The organism is Paenibacillus sp. FSL W7-1287 (genome assembly GCF_038004245.1).
Taxonomy (GTDB): domain Bacteria; phylum Bacillota; class Bacilli; order Paenibacillales; family Paenibacillaceae; genus Pristimantibacillus; species Pristimantibacillus camelliae.
Genome location: NZ_JBBORD010000001.1, coordinates 3,249,035 through 3,272,807 on the forward strand (window position 1 = coordinate 3,249,035; position 23,773 = coordinate 3,272,807).

Consider the following 23,773-nt stretch of genomic DNA (forward strand, 5'->3'; position numbering starts at 1 on the left):
TCCCTTTAATATTTTGTTCATGACTCCAAGTTGACTTTATGTAAAACCCTTAATAATGATCGCTACATAGACATATCCATGAAATATTGTATGATAATGCTAGAGCTGCACTTCATTTCCGCCTCGTGGTGCAGAAGCGTATCTTTCTCTCATAGTCGTACATCCTAAATGAAAGATGCGACAAATGATTAAAGGAGCTGAAAACGTTGGGCAGACAAACGAGCGCTATTGTTGAGCAATCTTTACGAATGTTAATGGAAAACAGTTCTATCTTACCACAACTAGCAGATAAAAAAAGAGAGCAGGCCTTTCAATCACTGGGAGCGATATTATCGACTCCAAATAAAACACATAAGGCTTTCCTTCGTATCACGCTAGACAGCGGGGTAGTTGTTCGAATACCAGCTTATCGCATCCAGCATAACGATGCGTTAGGACCATACAAAGGCGGCATTCGGTTTCACGAATCGGTAAATGAGGATGAAGTTACGAATTTAGCTGCGTTAATGACACTAAAAAACGCATTGCATGATGTTCCTTTTGGTGGCGGGAAAGGCGGAGTATGTATAAACCCAAGACAATACTCTGAACGTGAGCTGTATATGATCTGCAAAAAATATGTACAGTACTTTACTGACATACTTGGACCAGATAAGGATATTCCAGCACCCGATATGGGTACTAGCGAGCGCGAGATGGATTGGATGGCTGCCGAATACAAGAGCATTCATCCTGGCCAGCCATATCTCGGCAGCTTCACCGGCAAGAGCATTGCATTCGGTGGCTCGCTTGGAAGAAAAGAGGCTACCGGCAAGGGCGTTTATTTCGTATTTAAGTATATGCTGCAGCAGTATGTAAACAGTCACCTATCTGTACTTGATGCATACAATAATCCATATGTTACTACAGTAAAACGTTTTATTAATCGTCCACTTTCGATAGCGATTCAAGGCTTTGGTAATGTTGGCTCCGTCGTAGCCTCTGAGGCTTTCAAGGATAATGATGGAATGCATAAAGTCGTTGCAGTAAGCGATCGCAATGTCACGCTATATAGTGAGCAAGGACTGCCTATTGATAAGCTGCTAAGCTTCAGCAGATTGCATCAAGGCGAACTGCCTATGAACGAGCAGCAGCTGCAAGAGGCTGATGTGCAGGCAACTATACTTGATCGTGAGGCAGTTTTATATCATGACGTTGATGTGTTGTTTTTAGCGGCGCTTGAAGAGCAGATTCATCAACATAATGTTGCTAAAGTGAAAGCAAGTATTATTGTCGAAGGAGCAAACGCCCCTATCACGGGAGAGGCAGACGAGGCACTTGCCAAGCGGCATGCCATCGTAATACCTGACATACTGGCAAACGCTGGCGGAGTTATTGTTTCATACTTTGAGTGGCTACAGGGAAGAGATACAAAGTTTTTCAGTGAAGAGCAGGTTTATGAGATGCTATTCGATAAAATGAGTACGACGCTTAATCAGGTGCTCCCGCTTTACTTCCAACAGCCCCAACAGCTGCGCCAATGCTGCTATAACCATGCAGTTATGAGATTATCAAACATATTGTACCGCCAAGGAAAACTATACTAACAATAAAAAGAAGGATAGTTCGTTACCGAACTATCCTTCTCCTTCCAAACAATTTACTTACTTGCTGGCCATTTCAGGTGTCGTCAGCTGATCGTAAAAATCAACATATTTATCCTTTTTATCCGAATTGCGCAATGCCATTGCAGATCGTGGATGCTCATCCAGCACACCAGTAACCATGTACGGAATGATGTAGCCCCATTCCACTTCCTCACGCATTGGAATCATATATTTCTCAATCATATCAAGTACTGGACGAACATTGTACTTTGTATTCTGCAATTCTGTAACAAGCAACTCTGTATTACAGTTGCCCGCAGCACGCCCCATACCATATACGGAAGCATCCAGCAGCTCTACTCCTTTGCCTGCTGCAATCAGCGTATTAGCAAAAGCTAACTGAAGGTTGTTATGCGCATGGACACCAAGACGTTTATTAGGCAGATGCTCTTGGAATTTATCAACGAGATAACTCATATCCGAAGGCTTTAGGCTTCCGTAGGAATCAACAACATATACAACATCTACAACACTTTCATTAATTAGCTTGAACGCTTCAACTAACTGGTTCTCCAGTACGTTAGATAGTGCCATAATGTTAATTGTCGTTTCATAGCCGCGGTCGTGGAAGATTTGAACAAGTTCAAGAGCCTTGTCCACATCCTGTATGTAACAGGCAACACGAATGAGATCCAGCATGCTTTCACTGCGAGGCAAGATATCATTCTCATCCACTCTACCAATATCGACAAGTGCAGACAGCTTCGTATGTCCTTTGTTAGGGATGACCTTACGTAGAAAATCATCATCTAAAAAGCGCCAAGGACCTGCAGAATCTGCTCCCTTCAGAAGCTTAGGAGAGTTTTTATAGCCGATTTCCATATAGTCCACACCAGCTTCATTCAAGCTATTATACAAATGCTGAACGAATTCAACACTGAAATCCCAATTATTTACAAGGCCACCATCACGGATCGTACAATCAACAATCTTACAATGTGTCGTTTTTGACTGCATATCTGATACTCCTTCTACTCTGAACGTCAGTTCTGTTTTTCTTACCATCATACTTGATATTGTAACATAACGCAAAATAAAAAAAATTGTGCACAAGTATAATATTGATTCGTAAATCTTATTAGAAGAACGGTTTCATTTACAAACCGGATAAAAACCCTTAAAATAAACATATATTCGCTTAATTTTTCACTAGAAAAAGCGGGGGAACCAAACGCCTTAAGGGGTGAATCCGGACTACCTATAATTACCTGTACGAAAAAGTCTGTAGAAAAGACTTTTTTCAGCAGATTAATAGGTGAACGGTAGGGCCTACTCTCTTGCCCGAACCCGACAGCTAACCTCGTCAGCGTGAAAGGAGAGATGTGCAATGTCTATTTGTCCATCGAATGATTTTCAAAATGTTCAACCTGAAGCCGCTGTGCTTCACATTCAACGGATCGAAGTTTTTGTTATCCCTGCTCTTGCAGTCGATGCCAATGGCTATCGTGTGTGCTTGAGAATTTCAAGCAATCGAGGATATGGCTGGAGTGAAATTTTTATCGATGATTCAGATATCAGCTTTCATCTCCAGGATTGGGAACATCAACTTACCCCATTTGTCGGTCCTTCCACCATTTCTAACCTTACTGAGCTAATTTCCAATACATTGAAGCAATATGAAACGTATGATCAGCGGGCTATTTATTTGTTCACCAACGCTTTACATCAATTAAACTTTTTACCTGATGGTTCCCATCAGGCTCAAGTCGATGAAGAATTAATCCTTCGGAGCCGTGCAGTTTCCTATCTTTCGTTGTACTAAACAAAATCCCCTTACCAATAAGCTAATCGTTGATTACAACGAAGCTTATGGAAGGGGATTTTACTTATTGTTTGTTATTATCTATTATGCAAATGTAAATTATTTATTTAAAGCAACGAGCCAGCCGAATGGATCTTCTACTTTGCCCTTTTGGATACCTGTAATGGTGTCGTAAATTTTCGCTGAAAGCTCTCCAGTTTTACCTTCGTTAATTACATACTTCTCATTATGATAGCTTAGTTCACCAATTGGTGAGATAACGGCAGCTGTCCCTGTGCCGAAAGCTTCCTCTAGTTTGCCGTTATGATGCGCTTCAATGAGCTCATCAATAGAAATGCGGCGCTCCTCTACAGGCACATCCCAATGTTTAAGCAGCGTAATCACTGAGTTACGAGTAATACCATCAAGGATGCTTCCGTTAAGCATCGGAGTAACGACTTTACCGTCTATTTTGAAAAAGACGTTCATGCTTCCAACTTCCTCGATGTATTTACGATGAACACCATCTAGCCATAATACTTGGGAATAGCCGCGGTCCTTCGCTTCTTCCTGTGCATTCAAACCTGCCGCATAGTTACCAGCAGTTTTCGCTTCACCTACACCACCTGCAACGGCGCGTACAAAGTGAGATTCAACATGGATTTTAACGGGATTAACCCCTTCTGCGTAATATGCACCAACTGGTGACATAATGATCATAAACAGATAGCTTAACGAAGGATTAACGCCTAATGCTGGCTCCGTCGCAATAATAAACGGACGAATATACAAGCTTGTGCCTTCAGCTGCTGGAACCCAGTCGCGATCTACATTTAGAAGCTCCATAAGACCGTTATAAGCAAGATCCTCATCAAGATGCGGAATACTTAGACGAGCATTAGATTTATTCAAACGCTCAAAGTTTTTTCTAGGACGAAACAGCTTTATGCCGTCTTCTGTGCGGTAAGCTTTCATTCCTTCAAATACCGTCTGACCGTAATGGAAAACTTTCGCTGCTGGGTCTAAAGAAATGTTCTGATAAGGAATTACTCGACCTGAATGCCATCCTTGACCCTCAGTATATTCAAGGATAAACATATGATCTGTATAGTAGTGGCCGAAACCAAGATTATTTTCGTCCGGTTTTTGCTTTAGCTGAGTCGCTTGTTCAATTATAATTTCTTGTGGCATAGTTGGTAACTCTCCTTACAATTAATATTGTTAATTGAATGATACCATGGATTGACGTATATTTATAATATCTATAAGATTACTTTGCCATACCTTTTAGGTATGGCATTTTAGAAGGGAAGCGTTCACATGGATATGCGACAGCTTAGATACTTTTTGACGATTGCTCGCGAGGGTCAAATCACACGAGCAGCTAAGCTGCTAAATATGGAGCAGCCCCCATTAAGCCGTCAGCTTAAGCAGATGGAGGACGAATTAGGGGTGAAGCTTTTCGATCGACACGGTAAAGGCTTGCAGCTGACCGATGCCGGTTTACACCTAAAAAAGCGTGCAGAGTCCCTTTACTCTCAGTTTAATGAAACCATTGAAGAAATGAAAGAGCTTGAGCAAGGTGTCCGCGGTGTTTTGTCCATTGGAGCAGTATTTTCCTGCAGCTCGCTATTACCTCGACCGATTGAGCAATATCGTAAAAAGTATCCTCAAGTCAGCTACAAAATATTAGAGGGAGATCATTACTATCTCGGTGAGCAGCTTGAAAAGCATGCGATAGATCTTGTGTTTGCCAGACTTCCCTTTGAAGCGCTGACTGATCCTAAACAGCTTGCGATTATGCCTCTCCCTTCTGACCCATTTGTCGTGATTGTACCGACAAGCTGGAAGCAATTTGAACATAAGACGAGCTTTCAGCTTGAGGAGCTCGCTCACTACCCTTTATTAACGCTCAAAACAGACCAAACGACACATATGCATGAGCAGGTTATCGCTGCTTGCCATCGTTATGGCATTGAGCCAAACATTATATGCGAATGCTCCTCTGTTGCTATCTCGATTGCATTGATAGCAGATGGACTTGGTATAGCTATGCTGCCCCGCTCCGTCATGAGCTCATTTATAGATCCACGTGTCAAGATCATTCCGTTATCACTCGATACGCTTCAGTCGGATGTCGGAATAGTTTGGCTAAAAGATCATTATGTACCAAAGCGGTCGCAGTATTTTCTTGATACGGTGAAAGAGGTTTATGGCATTGAATAAAATTAATCAATCCACCGTTTTTCGTTACATGATGCGAATGATCTACTCCTCCTGCACATAAAATGAGTTGATAAATGATGAGATGGGAGGAGTAATGTGTGATTAGTGCAGCTCCGAAGTTACTACAGACTGAATTTCAAGTGTATGTCGTTTCGATTCACTCCATTAAGCGTTATATTATGCTTGATCTCGTCGGAGGCCTTGCTTTTTTCCTAATGGGGAGGATCTTGCTCAATAGTGATCTGCTATGCATTGCCTGCAATATCATTGCCTCGCAAATGCTTCATTATATTGTTGGCGCTGCGTAATTAGTGAGGTTTCAATTGCTGTTGTCAGCGCTACGTAATTAGTGAGGTTTCAGCGCTACGTAATTAGTGAGGTTTCAATTGCTGTTGTCCTCTGATTTCTAAGAAGGGTATTTATTGTAGAAATCAGAGGACAAAGGCAACCGCTTCGCTTTTACACTCTCACTATTTACTCCGCTGGGGCACTTCTTGGGCGTCGCTTCGTTGCTAAACCTCACCTTTTACTCCGCTGGAGCGGTTGTGTGCGTTGCTTCGTCGTTAACCCCACTAGTTACTTCGCTAGGGAGTTCTATAATCAAGAAAAAGAAGCAAGCATCGGGCTGATGTGATGTTTCCCTATCGTCAGACAGAATCTGTTTGTCTAGGGAAGCTTATCATGCTCTGAATGCTTGCTTCTTTTCATTTATCTAACAGCCACTATTCAACGTTAGAAATTGAAATAGCGTTTCGCGTTATAGTAGCAAATGTTTTGTACGAGCTGGCCGAGATGCTTCTCGTCATATGGGAGCTCTCCTTGCTCTACCCATGTACCAATGACGTTACATAGGATGCGACGGAAATATTCGTGACGGGTAAAGCTTAGGAAGCTGCGAGAATCTGTTAGCATTCCGACGAATTGACCGAGCAAGCCAAAGTTGGCCAAGCTTTCAATTTGAGCAATCATGCCTTTTTTCGTATCGTTAAACCACCAAGCTGATCCAAGCTGCATTTTACCAGCAACGCCACCACCTTGGAACGCTCCAATAAGCGCAGCAAGTACTTCATTATCGTTCGCATTGAGTGAATACACGATTGTTTTAGGCAGCAGCTCCTCCTGCTCCAATGCATCAAGCAGGCCTTGAAGTGGACCCGCTACAGGTGCATCATTAATTGCATCAAAGCCATGGTCTGGACCGAGCTTCTTGAACATTCTTGTATTGTTATTGCGTGTAGGATTCATATGAAGCTGCATTGCCCAGTCGTACTTCGCATAACGCTTCGCCATATGTAAAAACGTATACGTTTTATATTGCTTTTCTTCAACGAGACTGATTGTTTCACCACGCAGCTTGCGTGCATAAATATCAGCAGCCTGCTCTTTCGTCGCTTCATGATACGGAACGTAGTCCATTCCATGATCGGACACCTTGCAGCCCACCTCTTGGAAATAATCAATACGATCATCCAATGCTTTAAGCAGCGCATCATAGCTGTTCAGCTCTACACCACACACTTGCGCAAGCTTCTCAATCCACTCCAAAAAGCCTGTTTTATTAATTTCAAGCGCTTTATCTGGACGGAAGGTAGGCAATACTTGAACGTCAAAGTTCTCAAGCTCTTTTATTTTCTTATGGTATTCCAATGTATCCGTTGGATCGTCAGTTGTACAAATGACACTAACGTTGGACATTTTTATTAAATCACGTACTCGATAGTCACCTGTTGCAAGCTTTGCATTCACTTTCTCCCAAATTATCGGTGCGTTTGATTCGTTAATGATTTCATTAACACCAAAGAAACGCTGAAGCTCCAGATGAGACCAATGATATAGCGGATTGCCAATCGCTTGTGGTAACGCTGCTGTATATGCTAAGAAGCGATCGTAATCATCTACGCCTTCTCCACCAGTTACAAGCTCTTCGACCGCTCCGTTCGCGCGAATGGCTCTCCATTTATAATGATCACCAGCTAGCCAAGCCTCTGTTAAGTTGGTAAAGCTTGCGTTCTCATAAATTTCCTTTGGGTCTAAATGGCAATGATAGTCAATAATGGGCATTGTCTTCGCATAGTTATGATACAACGCTTGTGCTGCATCGTTTTGCAATAGAAAATTTTCATCCAAAAATGGCTTCAATGTGTTTACACTCCTTCATTCATTCTGTATGTCTTGTTGTTCTCTTACTTACGGCCTATACAGTCATTACGTTGCACAATCTCATGCTAATCTTAGTCTAAACCATCGGAAAACTCATAATAGTAATCGTTCCCCATTGCTTTCCTATTAATGCCACCTGTATGAGAGTAAAGCATTAACGTAGCTTGCTCTTGACTGATCAAGCTCATGATACGGAATCATTTAGATGATTATAGCATCTTTAGTCAAAAAGCGTTAGCATCCACACACGACACCTTGAATATATGCTCTTAGGAAAACGAGCTTAATATCGTATATGACCTTCGTATAGGCTATTTGAAATAAAATAATGGGTTAAACGAGAAGCGTGAATATGCTGCTCTACTTTTCAATATTTCCCGAGAAATATATAGACTGATTGCTTGAACAGATGCATAGTGCTTACCAACGCATATTATACGGATAATATCGCTGCTCTCTCCCATGTCATGCTGACCTTGTAATGCCGTCCTTCATGATGAGCAGGAGCATTACACTTCTCCTATCTTCACTAGCGGTTCATTCATTCTCTGCTGAAGCTGCACTAAAAATTGTTCCTCATCCAATGGTAGGTCAACCCAATCATCGTTCCAAGTAGACAACAGCATCGCATTCGATAGCATGAGACCCTTTATTCCTTCTTCTCCTGGCGCGAGCAATGGCTCATCATGCAATATCGCATTTACCCAGTTTTGAACAATTCCGAGATGATCTGTATGATTTCCTTGTACCGGTACATCAATAACCCAGCTTTCGGGTTTACCAAAGCTCTCTGTACAACGTGCATTATATTCTGGCTCAGATTCCCGTAATCTGCTGAATGTTAGCCTGCCATTCTCGATCACTACTTTACCTTTCGTTCCAACTACCTCATAACGATTGGTTCCTGGCGCTTCAATTGTTGTTGTAATGAACACTCCCGTACCGCCATTGTCATACTCGACGAATGCAGTAACGTCATTCTCAACTTCGATATTACGCGATTTGCCAAAGTAACAGAATGCACGGACTCGTTTTGGCATTAAGCTTACCGTCCACTGCCACAAATCAAGCTGGTGTGGCGCCTGATTAAGCAACACCCCTCCGCCTTCACCTTTCCAAGTTGCACGCCATGAGCCACTGTCATAATAGTACTGTGATCGGTACCAATCTGTTATTATCCAATTCGTGCGACGAATCTCACCTAATTCCCCACTATCAACCAGGTCCTTTAGCTTTTGATATAAGGGATTGGTGCGTTGGTTGTACATAATGCTAAATACGACATTACTACAAGCAGCAGCCTCATTCATCTCACGTACTTGCTTCGTATATACACCTGCAGGCTTTTCAATGAGAACATGCTTGTTATGCTTAAAGCAGGCAATGGCAAGCTCAGCGTGTGAAAAATGCGGGGTACAGACAATGACTCCATCAACAACCGATGTTTCTATAAGCTTCTGTGGCTGATCATAGATGATGACATGCTGAGGTAAATGCTGCTCAGCCCACTGTCTTGCAGATTCGTTCGTATCCGCTACTGCAGTTAGCTCAATCCCACTTACCTTACCTTCTAACAGATAGGACAGATGGCCTTTGCCCATATTACCTAAGCCGATAATACCGATGCGTACCTTTATCATCACAGACCTCCAGTTTGTCATGTTCTGATTCTAATGGTAGCACTTTCATTCCTACATCACTTCTCTGCAATTTATCGAAATCATCACGCCATTTAACCGTGATTGGTGTATACTTATTGCAATGATAATGTAAGAAGGAGTGAGGGGTATTGACTGTGGTACAAGCAAAACCATTTACAGTAAGCTATCTTACATCCATTCCGAGCAAGCTGGTCTATCACACTCACTATCAATATGAGATTTATTACTTTCACGAAGGGCAAGTAAGCTATCTGATTAATGATCGAATATACAAGCTAGCGCCTGGTGATCTGATCCTTATGCATGGTATGACACTTCACAAGGCTTTGCTTGAAAAACAGGACGTGTACAAGCGCAGCATTATTCATTTTGATCCATTATACTTCGAAAAGCATATCCAGCCATCCTATACAAGCAATCTACTTGCACCCTTTACTCAGCTTAAGAACATACACCTCTCCTTATCAGGTGAAGCAAGAGAAGAGTGCGAAGCACTTCTAACTAAATTAGCTCAGTTAGGACAGCGAACCGACGTATATGCCTATCAAAAAAGTCATGCCGTGTTGCTTGAGTTTATGTTATTTCTCAATGAGCAATGCCAGCAGCCGATGGATAACGAACAGATGAGCAATACATCGACAAAGCAACATCATGTGCAAAATATCATCACCTATATCGAGCAGCATTACGCAAAAGAGTTGACGCTCGATCATCTGCAGCATGCCTTGCATCTTAACAAATACTATTTAAGCAAGTCATTCAAGGAAGTGACAAGAACAACGATCTTTCAATATTTACTTGAGCGAAGAATCTACGCTGCTAAGCTGCTGCTCGTGGATAGCCAAGCCAAGATAACGGATATAAGCTTGGAGGTTGGCTTTAAGCATTTAGCACACTTTTCACGAGCCTTTAAGCAAATTACCGGTGTAACGGCTGAGCAATATCGCCGCCAGAACCAAATGCTCAGCAGTTGAATGGTTGACTACAGCAATCAGCAGCTTATGCAGCTAGATATGCTTCAAGGCACCATGAGGGAATATAAAGGGTGTCCTTTGTCTGGCAACGCCGACAAAGGACACCCTTTTTATCCATTTGCTATATTCTCCATGTGAATCGGCAGTTGTATATCAATTAATGTACCTTCCCCTGCCTTGCTCGTTATAAGCATCGTACCTTTGTGCTCCTCAATAATACGTGAGCTAACCATCAATCCAAGCCCAGTGCCCTTTTCCTTTGTCGTCAGAAATGGCTCACCGATCCGTTTTTGCACGTCATCAGGCATACCTATGCCATGATCTTTAATTTTCACATGAAGCATTTGTTCCAATGGCTCAAAGCGAATCGTAATGATGACACGTCCGCCGTCCTGCATCGCTTCAATCGCATTTTTAATGACATTGATGAATACCTGCTTCAGTTGGTTTTCATTACAATGCACGTTAGGTAAATCTTGCTGCGCTTGGAAGTCTAGCTCTACTCCATACAGCGCTGCTTGTGTCTCAAGAATCGATAATACACTTTGCACAATGTGGACGATATCATTAAATTGGAAAGAGCTGTAATGTGGCTTAGCTAGTGTCATAAACTCATTAACAATCAAATTAATTCGATCAATTTCTGTGCCCATAATATCGAAATAATAGCTATGTTCGGTGTATTTGTTGCGCAGCAGCTGTGTGAAGCCTTTTAGAGCAGTAAGCGGATTACGAATCTCATGAGCAACTCCAGCAGCAAGCTGACCGATCACAGACAGCTTTTCTGATCGAACAAGACGCTCCTCATCCTGTCTTCGCTCCGTCAAATCTCGTAATACAGTAAGTATTGCTGTGCGACCTATATAATTTTCGATTTTAACGCTCGAGTGCTCAACCTCAATAACGCGATCACTTATTTTCATCTGCTGCTGCCTGAAGGGTGTCGCTTCCTCTAGAAGCAGTGCACTTTGAAAATCGAGAGCAACATCTTCACGATCCTTTACATCAAAATAGTCAAGAAAGGATTGCTCGGTTAAGCCACTGACATGACGCTTCCCTAATAGATCTAGACCATGACGATTTGCGAACACAATGGAATGATCAACAGTAATAAAGATCGGTTCAGGAATGGTCATCAGCATTCGTTGATACATTTTGGCATTGCGAATAAGCTCACGTTCTTTTTCATACTTTATCGTAACATCTTGGACGGTTGATAAGTAATATATAATGCCGTCATGTTTAATCGTTGTGCTTTTACCTTCAAAGTAAACGATAGACGAATTTTTATGCTTACCATTCCATCGAAAGATTTGGCGTTTCGTAATCTCACTATCCAGTATGCCTTCGAACGACTGAGGCAGCAGCCAATCTTCCTCTTCAATAAAGCGATCAACCTTCTGCCCAACGATTTCCTCTACAGCATACCCTAGCAGCTGTGCAAAATAAGAATTCACATAAATAAACGTGTTGTCATATACGACAAACACACCTGCAACTACATGATCCATCAGAACAGAATAAAAATTTGATTGTTCCTTTATTAATGCTTCAAATTTCATATAGCTGCTCGATTGATTGTAGGAGTATGGATACTGACGACCTGCTGCTCGATTCATAGAAGCATTTCTATTCATATCTACTGCATGATTCGAGATTTCCATCATTTCAGCCTCCTTCAAACCTATCACACTATATATATTTGCCACAAATTAGAAAAAACCTCTCAAATTGTAGAAATTCGAGAGGTTTTTTTTGGTAGCAACTATCCTTGCAGCAATAATTGCTCAGGATCTTCTAACAGTTCCTTCACCGTCGCTAGGAAACGAACAGCCTCGCTTCCATCAACAATACGATGATCATAGGATAGTGCAATGTACATCATCGGACGGTTTTCCATACGTTCTTCATCTATCGCCACAGGACGAAGTTGAATTTTATGCATTCCCAATATACCAACCTGCGGTGTGTTCAAGATTGGAGTTGAAAGCAATGAACCGAATACCCCACCGTTAGTAATCGTGAAGCTACCACCTTGTAGCTCATCAAGTGTTAGCGTATTGGCACGAGCTTTTTTAGCTAGCTCAGCTATATTACGCTCGATCTCAGCAAAGCCTAGGCGATCTGCATCGCGAACAACTGGAACGACTAATCCTTCCTTCGCTGCAACGGCAATACCGATATCATAGAATTTTTTAATTACGATATCTTCTCCGTCGATCTCTGCATTAAGTAGTGGGAATTGCTTTAATGCTCCTACCACCGCTTTTGTAAAGAAAGACATAAAGCCTAGATTCACTTCATTCTTCGCAAAGAAATTTTCTTTACGGCGCTTGCGCAAATCAAGAATTGCAGTCATATCCACTTCATTGAACGTAGTTAGCATAGCTGCTGTACGTTGTGCTTCCACAAGACGCTTCGCGATTGTTGCTCTGCGACGAGACATACGCTTACGATCTACTGGCTTGCCCTCTGCAGAAACAGCAGCAGCAGGAGCTGCAGTCGCTGGCTTAGGCGCAGGCGCAGTGGATTGAGGCTGATTATGTGTACGTACATTATCTGGATAAATGCGACCAATTGCATCCTTGCTTTGTACTTGATTAAGATCAATGCCTTGCTCACGAGCCAGCTTACGAGCTGCTGGTGAAGCAGTTACAGCAGAAGAAGAACTGCTCTCTGCCGCTTGAACTTGCGGTGCTGGTGCTGCAGCTGCTACCGCTACTGGTTCAGCAGCAGGCGCTGGTGCAGCTTGTTGTGGAGCTGCTTGTGGCTCAGCAGCTGCAGGAGCCGTTGATCCAGCACCTTCACCGATAGAACCAATCACTTCGCCTACCAATACAACCTCGCCATCGCCTTTATTAACAGAACCGATGACACCGCTTGATTCAGCACTAATTTCAATGTTTACCTTATCCGTTTCCAGCTCCAGTAGTACATCACCTTGATTTACCGTATCTCCAACTTTAACAAACCATTTTGTAATCGTTCCTTCAGAAATCGATTCTCCCAATTCTGGTACAATAATATCTGCCATGTGCTGCTACCCCCTAACAATATTCGATTCAAATGGCTGACCATTCAACGTCGTTGTAATAATTTCTTGCTGCTCTCTGACATGAACCTCTTGATGACCGCTTGCCGTACTTGCACGCTCTTGACGTCCGATGTAGCCTACGCTGACGTTTTTCGGAGCTACTGCGAGAAGCTTCGACTGCATGTACCACCAGGAGCCCATATTTTTCGGTTCCTCTTGAACCCAAATGATTTCTTCAACGCCAGGGAACAGCTTCACAATCCGTTCTACCTCAGCTTGTGGGAATGGATACAACTGCTCGATACGTGCTAGACGCAGCCAGTCATATTCAGACGGAGCAGCGGATGACATTGCTTCCTCCAGATCTACCATTACCTTACCCGTTCCGAACACTATACGCTTCACTCTTTCACGCTGAGCCTTAGTCTCCGTTAAGCTGAACTGAGGCAGTACCGGCTTAAATGAGCCTTCGCTAAACTCTGTGCCGTGAGAAGCAACTCTAGGGTTACGAATCAAGCTTTTTGGTGCCATAAGCACTAATGGACGAACATTGTCGCTGCCAAGCATTTTCGCTTGTTTACGCAGCAAGTGGAAGTATTGTGCTGCACTCGTTAAATTGGCTACCGTCCAGTTATTGTCTGCCGACAGTTGTAGGAAGCGTTCTAGACGAGCACTTGAATGCTCTGGTCCTTGACCTTCGTAGCCATGTGGCAGCAATATGGTAATCCCTGATTTTTGTGACCATTTCGCGCGACCTGCACTAATAAATTGATCAAAGATCACTTGAGCAACGTTAGCAAAATCACCATATTGTGCTTCCCAGATTACAAATGTTTCTGGAGCAAATACATTGTAGCCATATTCAAAGCCTAGCACTGCAGTTTCAGACAATGGCGAGTTATGGATAGCAAATGATGCCTTTGCCTGTGGTATATAATGCAACGGCGAGAACTTCTGCCCGGTTCTATTATCATTGAGAACGATATGACGATGTGAGAACGTTCCACGCTCAGAATCCTGTCCAGTCATTCGAATTGGTGTACCATCAGCCAAGATCGTAGCAAATGCTAACGCCTCTGCATGCGCCCAGTCCACTTTCTCACCATCGTTCAGGCTCACCGCTCTGCGCTGTAGGATGCGCTGAAGCTTAGTATACTCTGTGAACCCTTCTGGACGGTTAAGCATCTCCAAGTTAATCTCGCGAAGCTGCTCAAGCGGTACAGATGTTTTAACATCCTCTGGAACGATAACGCCCTCTATTTTTTCCCGTTTTTCTTTTTTGCCTTCCTTTGCCTTCATGGAAGCATAAGCCTGTTGCAATACTTCAGCAGTTTTGTTGCGCAAGCCTTCAACCTGCTCCTTCGTCATCGTGTTGTTCTCTACGAGCTCATTAGCATAAATGGTACTAACCGTTGGATGATTGCGGATAAGCTTATACATTACTGGCTGTGTTCCTTCTGGATCGTCCATCTCGTTATGACCGTAGCGACGATAGCCGATAAGATCGATTACAAAGCCTTTGTTGAATCGCAGACGATACTCACATGCCAATCTGACCGCAGCAAGACAAGCCTCTGGATCATCCGCATTCACGTGCACAATTGGAAGATCGAAGCCTTTAGCAAGGTCACTCGCATAATGTGTAGAGCGAGAATCTTGGCTGTTCGTTGTAAATCCAAGACGGTTGTTCGCAATAATATGAAGCGTACCGCCATTACGATATCCGTCAAGTCCGTTGAAGTTTAATGTTTCAGCAACGATACCTTCTCCGATAAAGGCAGCATCACCATGAACACAGATCGTTACTGCAGCATGCTGATCCTGCTTCGGATAGCCTGGCATTGTACGATCTTCCTGCGCTGCACGCGTATAGCCTTCAACGACAGAGTTAACAAACTCCAAGTGTGACGGGTTGTTGGCAAGCGTAATATTAGCTCGTACCGTTTCACCTTCATGAACAGCACGATCCGCTCCCAGATGGTACTTCACGTCCCCAGTCCATCCATAATTTAGGTTTTTAGCGCTTTCAAGTGCTTTATTAGGAGAATGATGGAATTCAGCAAAAATCTTTTCATACGGTTTGCCTAACACGTGAGTAAGAACGTTTAGACGACCGCGGTGTGCCATTCCAACCAATATATTTTGAGCTCCGTCATGCGCGACTGTACGTACGATTTCATCTAGTACAGGCACAAGCATGTCTAGCCCTTCAATTGAAAATCTTTTCTGACCTACAAACGTTTTATGAATAAAGTTCTCGAACATTTCTACTTGCAGCAAACGTTCTAACAAAGCTTCTTTTTCACGAGCGGATAGCGGAGCAGGGAAAGAACCAGACTCTGCTTGCTTGAATAACCATTCACGCTCTTGCTCATCATGAATATGCGTAAACTCATAGGCTGCGGAACGAGCGTATATTTCACGTAAACGTAAAATCGCTTCCCATCCATTCGTAATGTTGGATGGTGCATTATTCCAAATGAGTGACGCTGGAATTGCTTCAAGATCTTGCTTTGTTAAGCCAAAAGTTTTAGGCTCCAATAGCTTTGTATCAGCTTTTGGACTCAAGTCAAGTGGATTAATATCTGCGCCAAGATGCCCGTAACGACGTATATTCAGCATCAATTGGTGTGCAGCTACTACCTTTTGTAATAAGTTATTGTCGATCTGAATGTTGTTGCTAATTAAGGAAGCACGCGCTACCGCCTTACTGTTTGACGAATCAGTGGATTCATCAATTAATATGTCGCTAGGAGGCTCGCCCCATCGAACAAAAAGCTCACGAACGGAAGGGTCTACCAGATTCGGGTCTTGCAAATAAAGCTCGTATTGCTCTTGCACATAACCATAGTTAGGACCATAGTAGCTCTTCCAAGGAGAAGAAATGCGCTCATCATGGATGCTCATTGCAGTTTATTCCACCCTCTCTATACTTTTAGATCTTGATATTGTAATTCCGTGCTCCACGCACAATTATGGAAAAGAGAAGTTAGAAACCATGTCACAGCTTCGTAACTTCTCTATATTCTAGTACAATTATGAAAAGGCTTCAATAGCCCTTTTGGCATCGGTTTCATCGAAATAGCGTATAGATCCTCATAAAATCGAGCCTATTTAGGTTCTATCTATCTTTTTCAGCAATTAGTTCATATAATGTTCTAACCATCACGCCAGTTGCACCTTTTGGCTCCCAGCGTCTTGCCTTATTCACATAAGCTGTTCCCGCAATGTCCAAATGTACCCATGGCTTTTCTTCGACAAAATGACCAATGAATAATCCTGCTGTAATGGAGCCGGCATGGCGTCCCCCACTGTTTTTCAAATCAGCAACGTCACTTTCGATCAGCTTCTTATATTCAGCATATGCAGGAAGCTGCCATATCCGTTCTCCGCTCTTTTCGGATGCAGCTATCACTTTTTCCATCAGTGACTTGTCGTTCGTTACCGCACCTGTCGCTTCAGTGCCAAGCGCGACGAGGACTGCCCCTGTCAGGGTAGCCACGTCAACAAGCTTTGTTGCCCCTCGCTTAATGGCAGTCGTGATTCCATCTGCTAGCACAAGTCTGCCTTCTGCATCGGTATTCACAACCTCTACCGTATGACCGCTCATCGTTCGAATGACATCGCCTGGCTTAAGCGCTCTGTCTGAAGGCATGTTTTCTGCAGTCGGAATGACAGCCAGCACGTTTGCTTTCACCTTCATCGAGGCAATCGCATGAATGGCACCCAGCACTGCTGCGGCTCCCCCCATATCCGAGATCATGTCTTCCATGCCTGCTGCGGGCTTCAGGGAAATACCGCCCGTATCAAATGTAATTCCTTTGCCAACAATTCCCCACTTTTCTTCGGATTCCGGATTTCCTTCATAATGAATGACAATCATGCGAGGTGGATTGACGCTTCCCTGCCCAACTCCAAGAAGTCCACCCATTTGTTCTTCCGCGCAGCTCCATTCATCAAGCACCTCAATATCGAGTTCAAGCTTTTGCGCAACTTCCTCTGCATAAAAAGCGAGTCGTTCAGGCGTAAGTTCATTGCCAGACATGTTTGTTAAATCTCGTGCAAGCTTTACACTTTCCGTCATACATTCTGCTTCCTGAACAGCAGCTTCAATGATCGATTTGTGTCCAAGCTGTTCATCATTTAGTACAAAGCTTATTTGTTGAACTTCAAACAAAGATTGCTCTTGCTTTTTCAATACTTGTCGACCAATAAGCGTCAGCTTAAGCCCTTCTAGCATACATTTTACTGCGCGTTCAATACCGGCTTGCTGTAAAACCCCAGAAACAGCAGATGAGCTAATATCGATGGCGAGCGTATTCAGCTTGTTGCTTTTTACTTTCCCAGCAGCCTGAGCAAATGCTTCGCGCAGCTCAGCACCTGCTTCATCGATCACTGTGATCACGACCATCTGCTGCGGAAGCAAGCCTAGTGTTGCTACAGCTGCTGTATTACCAGTCTTTGCTTTCAAAATTCCACTGCTAAGCATTTGCTGCAGCTGTTTATCGATTGCAGGCTGTATGAATGGTTGGCCTTCCTTAAGTGCTTCCAATTCTGAAGCTGTTACCGGTACAATTAGTCCTTCAGCTTCTGGAGCTATTTCTTCATATTTATATGTAGTCAACATTATCCCTCCTGCAGTTTATTACCAATTACTCGCAATCTGCGACACTGTTTATTGTAAGCTTTCTCGTTCAATAAGGCAATTTGACACGAATAACGGATGAAAACATCATCATTAATATATGTAGATTAACACAAACTTATATTAACATTTATAAATGGAATCATAGCAATATATGCTGGAGCATTTGTACTTTGAGCTGACTGACTTCAGATCAAATGCTTCATGCCAGTACGCTATATTTGTAGATTGAAATGCTTCACCGAAGCTGATCGTTAGCCTATTTATATAAAAAAGCACCACGGTTATATGACCGTGATGCTCTTCATCATCATTTATTATTTTTTCATTGCCGCAATGATTAGATCACCCATAGCTGTTGTGCCGACAGCTTTGCTCTTATCGACTGCGATATCTCCAGTACGATGACCTGCATCAAGAACTTCTTTCACTGCATCTTCGATGGATTGCGCTGCATCGTGGTAACCGAAAGTTAAACGGAACATCAATGCTACGGAAAGAATCGTTGCAATTGGATTAGAGATGCCTTGACCTGCAATGTCAGGTGCAGAGCCGTGAACTGGCTCGTATAGACCAAAGCTTCCTTCACCTAGAGAAGCAGAGGATAGCATACCGATAGAGCCTGTAAGCATCGCAGCTTCATCAGATAGAATGTCACCAAACATGTTCTCAGTAACGATAACATCAAAGCTTGAAGGACGACGAAGCAATTGCATCGCACAGTTATCAACAAGCACGTGCTCTAGCTCAACCTCAGGATACTCAGCAGCTACACGAATAACAACTTCTCTCCATAAGCGAGATGTTTCAAGAACGTTTGCTTTATCTACAGAAGCAAGACGTTTGCTGCGAGTCATCGCAATATCAAATGCTTGACGAACGATACGTTCAACTTCTTTTTCGTTGTAAACGCAAGTATCGATCGCTTCTTGACCGTTCTCTGTATCACGACGGGATTTTTCTCCGAAGTAGATCCCACCTGTCAATTCACGAACAACGATAAGGTCCGTACCTTCTAGCACTTCTGGCTTAAGCGTAGAAGCATCCTTCAAGCAATCAAATACGTTAGCAGGACGAATGTTAGAGAACAAGCCTAGCGCTTTACGAATACCTAGCAGTCCTGTTTCTGGACGAAGTGCTGCTGGATTGCTGTCCCATTTCGGACCGCCAACTGCACCTAGTAGTACAGCATCTGATGCAAGACAAAGATCCAATGTTTCCTGTGGAAGTGGAGTTCCTTTTTCATCAATCGCGATTCCACCAAATAGAGCTTGTTCCGTTTCAAATTTATATCCAAATAGCTCTTCTGTTTTTTTCAAAACTTTAAGTGCTTCTCCTACAACCTCAGGACCAATGCCGTCTCCGCCAAGAACAGCAATTTTTTTTACTTCAGACATGTATGACACTCCTCATCTTTATTAGTTCATCACCTTCATGCTCATCGGCAATGCAACTTACGATATTATTTAACCCTATTATAACTCGAAACTGCTAGGCTTGACTAAGATATAAAAGCTATTGACATTATAGGTTTCAACTATAAAGCGTCTACAGCCCTTCGTTAATAGCAGACCACAACAATAAACGCCCAGCAGTCTGTGCATCTGCACAATCTGCTGGGCGTCTAAGTTCATGCTATAGCATAATCAATGAAATTGATTATTTTTTGATCCAGTGCATCAATTCGCGTAATTGTTTACCTGTCTCTTCGATTGGATGAGCAGCTTCATTACGACGAGTCGCGTTCATCATTGCAAAACCAGATTGGTTTTCAAGGATGAAGTCACGAGCGAAACGACCAGCTTGAATGTCTTCAAGAACGCGTTTCATTTCTTTTTTCGTTTCGTCAGTAACGATACGAGGACCAGTTACATAGTCACCGTACTCAGCTGTGTTGGAGATGGAATCACGCATAGTAGCTAGTCCACCTTCATACATCAAGTCAACGATAAGCTTAAGCTCATGTAGACATTCGAAGTATGCCATTTCTGGAGCATATCCAGCTTCTACTAGTGTTTCAAAACCAGCTTTAACTAGTGCAGTTGCACCACCGCAAAGAACAGCTTGCTCACCGAATAGGTCAGTTTCTGTTTCTTCTTTGAATGTTGTTTCGATAACGCCCGCACGAGTACAGCCGATACCTTTTGCATAAGCAAGACCAAGCTCTTTAGCTTTACCAGTAGCATCTTGGTAGATTGCGATTAGACCTGGAACACCAAAGCCTTCTTCGTATGTGCGACGAACCATATGACCTGGAGATTTAGGAGCAACTAGGAATACGTCTTTGTCTGCAGATGGCTTAATTTGTCCAAAGTGAACGTTGAAGCCATGAGAGAACATAAGAGCTGCGCCGTCTTTAAGGTTTGGTTCGATTTCTTCTTTATAAACACGTGCTTGTGTTTCGTCTGGAAGAAGGATCTGAACGATGTCAGCAATTTTAGTAGCTTCAGCTACAGTTAGAACTTCAAAGCCGTCTTTTTTAGCCACATCAGCAGATTTACCAGGACGAAGTCCGATAATAACTTTCGCACCGCTGTCGCGAAGGTTTTGAGCTTGAGCATGACCTTGGCTACCATAACCGATAACCGCAATTGTTTTTCCATCTAGTACGCTGAAATTAGCGTCTTTTTCATAATACAATGTAACTGCCATTCTATAATTGCCTCCTTTAAGTTGACCCTTTTGAACGGGTATGTAAGAAAGAGAGCCGTCTCCCTCTTACATCCCCGTTCAAAAGGCATTAGTTTCATTCTACCAGTTTTCACTAGAGTTTAATATAGTACTTCAGCGCTTCGTCAATTTCTCTAACGCTCGAACCTTCCTTCGTCAGGAGGTCGCTTTTATAGAAATTGACTCCGCTACAACGCATTACTTCGTAATCAACATCGTATTTTTGAACTACCTCTTCAATAAAGGTTCAAATATTCGGCTTTCAGGACCAAGAAGATGGAGAGCTACTAGAAAGCGAGGAGCGCAGCGTAGGTACTTACTACGTGAGCACCGAAGCTTTCGGTAGTGCTCCATATTCGACGCCGACTAAGCTACAACGAATAAACGTCGTCATCAAAGTCGGATATTTGAACTGCCTCTTCAATAAAGGTTCAAATATTCGGCTTTCAGGACCAAGAAGATGGAGAGCTACTAGAAAGCGAGGAGCGCAGCGTAGGTACTTACTACGTGAGCACCGAAGCTTTCGGTAGTGCTCCATATTCGACGCCGACTAAGCTACAACGAATAAACGTCGTCATCAAAGTCGGATATTTGAACTTCCTCTTCAATATTACTTTTGATTGCCGCGATTTAGGGCTGTAACCCCTGTACGTGAAATCTCACGAATCCCGTACGGTTTTAGCAGCTCGATCATCGCATCGATTTTCTCAGTGTCACCAACCACTTGAACCGTTAAAGTATGAGTGGATATATCAATGACAGACGCACGGAATGTATCGACAACACCTAGAATTTCAGGACGAGCGGTATGTTCAGCTTGTACTTTAATTAAAGCAAGCTCACGAGATACCATAGGATTGGCACTCAGATCAATAACTTTAATGACATCAATCAGCTTATATAGCTGCTTCGTAATTTGTTCAAGCGTATGGTCATCGCCAGAAGTGACGATAACCATACGAGATAGTCCAACCTCTTCCGAGGCACCAACCGTAATACTTTCAATATTGAATCCACGTCTTCCAAACAGACCAGCTACACGTTGCAGAACGCCTGGCTGATCGTTAACAATTACTGCGATCGTATGCTTCATCATTCTGCATCCCCCATAATCATTTGATCAATCGTGCTGCCTTGAGCAACCATTGGATATACGTTCTCGTCACGACGCACTACAAATTCGACTACGGCCGGGCCAGGGTGATTCATCGCATCTTCCCATACTTGACGTGCCTCATCCTTGTTGGATGCGCGGAAGCCTTTAACACCATACGCTTCAGCAAGCTTTACAAAGTCTGGGCTGCCAGCAAGGTCGATATGACTGAAGCGATTCTCATGAATGAGCTCCTGCCATTGACGCACCATACCAAGCACTTGGTTGTTTAAGATAACAACCTTAACTGGAATGTTGTTAATTGCACAAATCGCTAGCTCCTGAGCACACATTTGCATACCACCATCACCGTTGATTGAAACAACGAGACGATCTGGATTAGCCATTTGCGCACCAATTGCAGATGGGAAGCCGAAGCCCATCGTACCTAGACCACCGGAGGTTACCCAAGAACGCGGCTTGTTGAATTTATAGTATTGAGCAGCCCACATCTGATGCTGACCAACGTCAGTCGTTACGATTGCATCACCGTTAGTTGTCTCATGAATCATCTCAACAACCCATTGCGGCTTAAGCTCATCATCAGAATCAATATACTTGAACGGATGTGCCGTTTTTGATGCCATCACTTCGCTTCTCCACTCATCAGCAAGCTCAGCTCGTTCAGCAACCTGATTAGCTACCTCTAACACTGTTTTCACATCGCCAACAATTGGAATATCCGCATGTACGTTTTTACCAATTTCAGCTGGATCGATATCAATATGCACGATCTTTGCAAGTGGAGCAAAGCCTGACAGCTTACCTGTTACGCGATCATCGAAGCGCGCACCAATGTTAATAAGCAAGTCTGCTTTTTGCAGGGATGTGTTTGCCGTGTACGTACCGTGCATACCTGGCATACCAAGCCAAAGATCATGACCACTCGGGAAGCCACCAAGGCCAAGTAGTGTTGTCGTAATCGGTATTTCGGTTTTTGTAACAAACTCCAGAAGCTCCTCATGTGCACCGGAATATACAACACCGCCACCTGCCAATATAATTGGACGCTTTGCTTCTTTGATTGCTTTAATCATTTTGTCTACTTGAAGCTTATTCGGTGATACAGTTGGATTGTAGCCGCGAATGTTCACATCCGTTACTGGCTCAAACAAAGTTTTAGCAGCTGAAACATCCTTCGGTATATCGATTAGCACTGGGCCTTTACGTCCAGTATTCGCAATGTGAAACGCCTCATGAATAATACGCGGCAGATCCTCTACGTTACGAACGAGATAGCTGTGCTTAGTAATTGGCATTGTAATTCCTGTAATATCAGCCTCTTGGAAAGCATCTGTACCAATCAATGTACTCATAACATTACCTGTTATTACTACAAGAGGTACTGAATCCATATATGCGGTAGCAATACCTGTAACAAGGTTCGTTGCACCAGGTCCTGATGTCGCGATACATACGCCTACTTTTCCGCTTGCACGTGCATAGCCGTCTGCAGCATGTATTGCACCTTGTTCATGTCTTGTAAGTAAATGGTTGAAATCGGTATTCCCATGCATCGCATCATAAATATATAGCACTGCGCCACCTGGATACCCGAACACACAATCTACACCTTCAAGCAATAGACTGCGCAATAAAATTTCAGAGCCCGAAATCACTTCCGGCTTTGAAAATTTCTCAATTAGCTCTGCTCTTGACTTCGTAATGACATTTGTTGTTGCCATCAGTAATCCTCCTCTCAAAAACAAAAAAACCTTTCATCCGCTGACACTGTTCACATTGAAAGTGTTCAGGGACGAAAGGTTGATCTTCCGTGGTACCACCCATATTCGCTATCTATCTTGCGATAAATAACCTTTGCAGGTCGGAAAGCATGCATAAAAACACATAACAAATCCTACC

Annotated in this window: 17 protein-coding genes and 1 riboswitch; of the genes, 5 read left to right on the forward strand and 12 right to left on the reverse strand. The window is 43.1% G+C overall.

Annotation, left to right across the window (positions count from 1 at the left end; all coding sequences use genetic code 11):
* Positions 1 to 206: 206 nt before the first annotated feature.
* Positions 207 to 1,586 (forward strand): Glu/Leu/Phe/Val family dehydrogenase, encoded by a 1,380-nt coding sequence (locus NSQ99_RS14755; RefSeq protein ID WP_251666052.1) that lies wholly within the window; start codon positions 207 to 209, stop codon positions 1,584 to 1,586.
* 57 nt (positions 1,587 to 1,643) lie between these two features.
* On the opposite strand, the gene NSQ99_RS14760 is transcribed toward NSQ99_RS14755, so the two are convergent.
* Positions 1,644 to 2,603: an aldolase catalytic domain-containing protein gene (locus tag NSQ99_RS14760; RefSeq protein WP_251666053.1), complete on the reverse strand. Its 960-nt coding sequence runs from the start codon at positions 2,601 to 2,603 to the stop codon at positions 1,644 to 1,646.
* A 168-nt stretch (positions 2,604 to 2,771) separates the two neighbouring features.
* Positions 2,772 to 2,970: riboswitch (cyclic di-AMP (ydaO/yuaA leader) on the forward strand.
* Positions 2,971 to 2,973: 3 nt separating this feature from the next.
* Here NSQ99_RS14760 and NSQ99_RS14765 point away from each other — a divergent pair.
* Positions 2,974 to 3,408 (forward strand): hypothetical protein, encoded by a 435-nt coding sequence (locus NSQ99_RS14765; protein ID WP_251666054.1) that lies wholly within the window; start codon positions 2,974 to 2,976, stop codon positions 3,406 to 3,408.
* A 99-nt stretch (positions 3,409 to 3,507) separates the two neighbouring features.
* Here the strand turns inward: NSQ99_RS14765 and NSQ99_RS14770 are convergent, their stop codons facing one another.
* Entirely contained in the window at positions 3,508 to 4,578 is a 1,071-nt protein-coding gene (locus NSQ99_RS14770; protein ID WP_251666055.1) for a branched-chain amino acid aminotransferase, read from the reverse strand.
* Positions 4,579 to 4,707: 129 nt separating this feature from the next.
* Between NSQ99_RS14770 and NSQ99_RS14775 the strand changes: the two genes are divergently transcribed.
* Together NSQ99_RS14775 and NSQ99_RS14780 are read left to right on the forward strand one after the other, a co-directional pair.
* Entirely contained in the window at positions 4,708 to 5,613 is a 906-nt protein-coding gene (locus NSQ99_RS14775) for a LysR family transcriptional regulator (protein WP_251666056.1), read from the forward strand.
* A gap of 98 nt (positions 5,614 to 5,711) precedes the next feature.
* Positions 5,712 to 5,921 (forward strand): hypothetical protein, encoded by a 210-nt coding sequence (locus NSQ99_RS14780; RefSeq protein ID WP_340837472.1) that lies wholly within the window; start codon positions 5,712 to 5,714, stop codon positions 5,919 to 5,921.
* Positions 5,922 to 6,345: 424 nt separating this feature from the next.
* Here the strand turns inward: NSQ99_RS14780 and uxaC are convergent, their stop codons facing one another.
* Positions 6,346 to 7,752 carry a glucuronate isomerase gene (gene uxaC, locus NSQ99_RS14785; RefSeq protein ID WP_340837473.1) on the reverse strand — a complete coding sequence of 469 codons (1,407 nt, stop codon included), beginning with the start codon at positions 7,750 to 7,752 and terminating at the stop codon, positions 6,346 to 6,348.
* Positions 7,753 to 8,282: 530 nt separating this feature from the next.
* Complete coding sequence (locus tag NSQ99_RS14790) at positions 8,283 to 9,413, reverse strand: Gfo/Idh/MocA family protein (RefSeq protein ID WP_340837475.1); 1,131 nt, start codon at positions 9,411 to 9,413, stop codon at positions 8,283 to 8,285.
* A 155-nt stretch (positions 9,414 to 9,568) separates the two neighbouring features.
* On the opposite strand from NSQ99_RS14790, the gene NSQ99_RS14795 reads away from it, so the two are divergent.
* Positions 9,569 to 10,408, forward strand: a complete 840-nt coding sequence (locus NSQ99_RS14795) for a helix-turn-helix transcriptional regulator (protein ID WP_340838801.1) — start codon at positions 9,569 to 9,571, stop codon at positions 10,406 to 10,408.
* A gap of 110 nt (positions 10,409 to 10,518) precedes the next feature.
* Here the strand turns inward: NSQ99_RS14795 and NSQ99_RS14800 are convergent, their stop codons facing one another.
* From NSQ99_RS14800 to ilvB, 8 genes are all read right to left on the reverse strand, one after another.
* Positions 10,519 to 12,075 (reverse strand): ATP-binding protein, encoded by a 1,557-nt coding sequence (locus tag NSQ99_RS14800; protein ID WP_340837477.1) that lies wholly within the window; start codon positions 12,073 to 12,075, stop codon positions 10,519 to 10,521.
* 98 nt (positions 12,076 to 12,173) lie between these two features.
* Positions 12,174 to 13,442 (reverse strand): 2-oxoglutarate dehydrogenase complex dihydrolipoyllysine-residue succinyltransferase, encoded by a 1,269-nt coding sequence (gene odhB, locus NSQ99_RS14805; protein ID WP_340837479.1) that lies wholly within the window; start codon positions 13,440 to 13,442, stop codon positions 12,174 to 12,176.
* A 6-nt stretch (positions 13,443 to 13,448) separates the two neighbouring features.
* Positions 13,449 to 16,349, reverse strand: coding sequence for a 2-oxoglutarate dehydrogenase E1 component (locus NSQ99_RS14810; protein ID WP_340837480.1), 2,901 nt, complete (start codon positions 16,347 to 16,349; stop codon positions 13,449 to 13,451).
* Positions 16,350 to 16,563: 214 nt separating this feature from the next.
* Positions 16,564 to 18,069 carry a leucyl aminopeptidase gene (locus NSQ99_RS14815; RefSeq protein WP_340837482.1) on the reverse strand — a complete coding sequence of 502 codons (1,506 nt, stop codon included), beginning with the start codon at positions 18,067 to 18,069 and terminating at the stop codon, positions 16,564 to 16,566.
* Between the two features lie 335 nt (positions 18,070 to 18,404).
* Positions 18,405 to 19,484, reverse strand: a complete 1,080-nt coding sequence (leuB, locus tag NSQ99_RS14820; protein ID WP_251666065.1) for a 3-isopropylmalate dehydrogenase — start codon at positions 19,482 to 19,484, stop codon at positions 18,405 to 18,407.
* 262 nt (positions 19,485 to 19,746) lie between these two features.
* Positions 19,747 to 20,739, reverse strand: coding sequence for a ketol-acid reductoisomerase (ilvC, locus tag NSQ99_RS14825; RefSeq protein ID WP_251666066.1), 993 nt, complete (start codon positions 20,737 to 20,739; stop codon positions 19,747 to 19,749).
* 628 nt (positions 20,740 to 21,367) lie between these two features.
* Complete coding sequence (gene ilvN, locus NSQ99_RS14830; RefSeq protein WP_251666067.1) at positions 21,368 to 21,853, reverse strand: acetolactate synthase small subunit; 486 nt, start codon at positions 21,851 to 21,853, stop codon at positions 21,368 to 21,370.
* A complete protein-coding gene (ilvB, locus tag NSQ99_RS14835; RefSeq protein WP_251666068.1) occupies positions 21,850 to 23,595 on the reverse strand; it encodes a biosynthetic-type acetolactate synthase large subunit in 1,746 nt (581 codons plus the stop codon). Before ilvB ends, ilvN begins: the two co-directional genes overlap by 4 nt.
* Between the last annotated feature and the right edge of the window lie 178 nt (positions 23,596 to 23,773).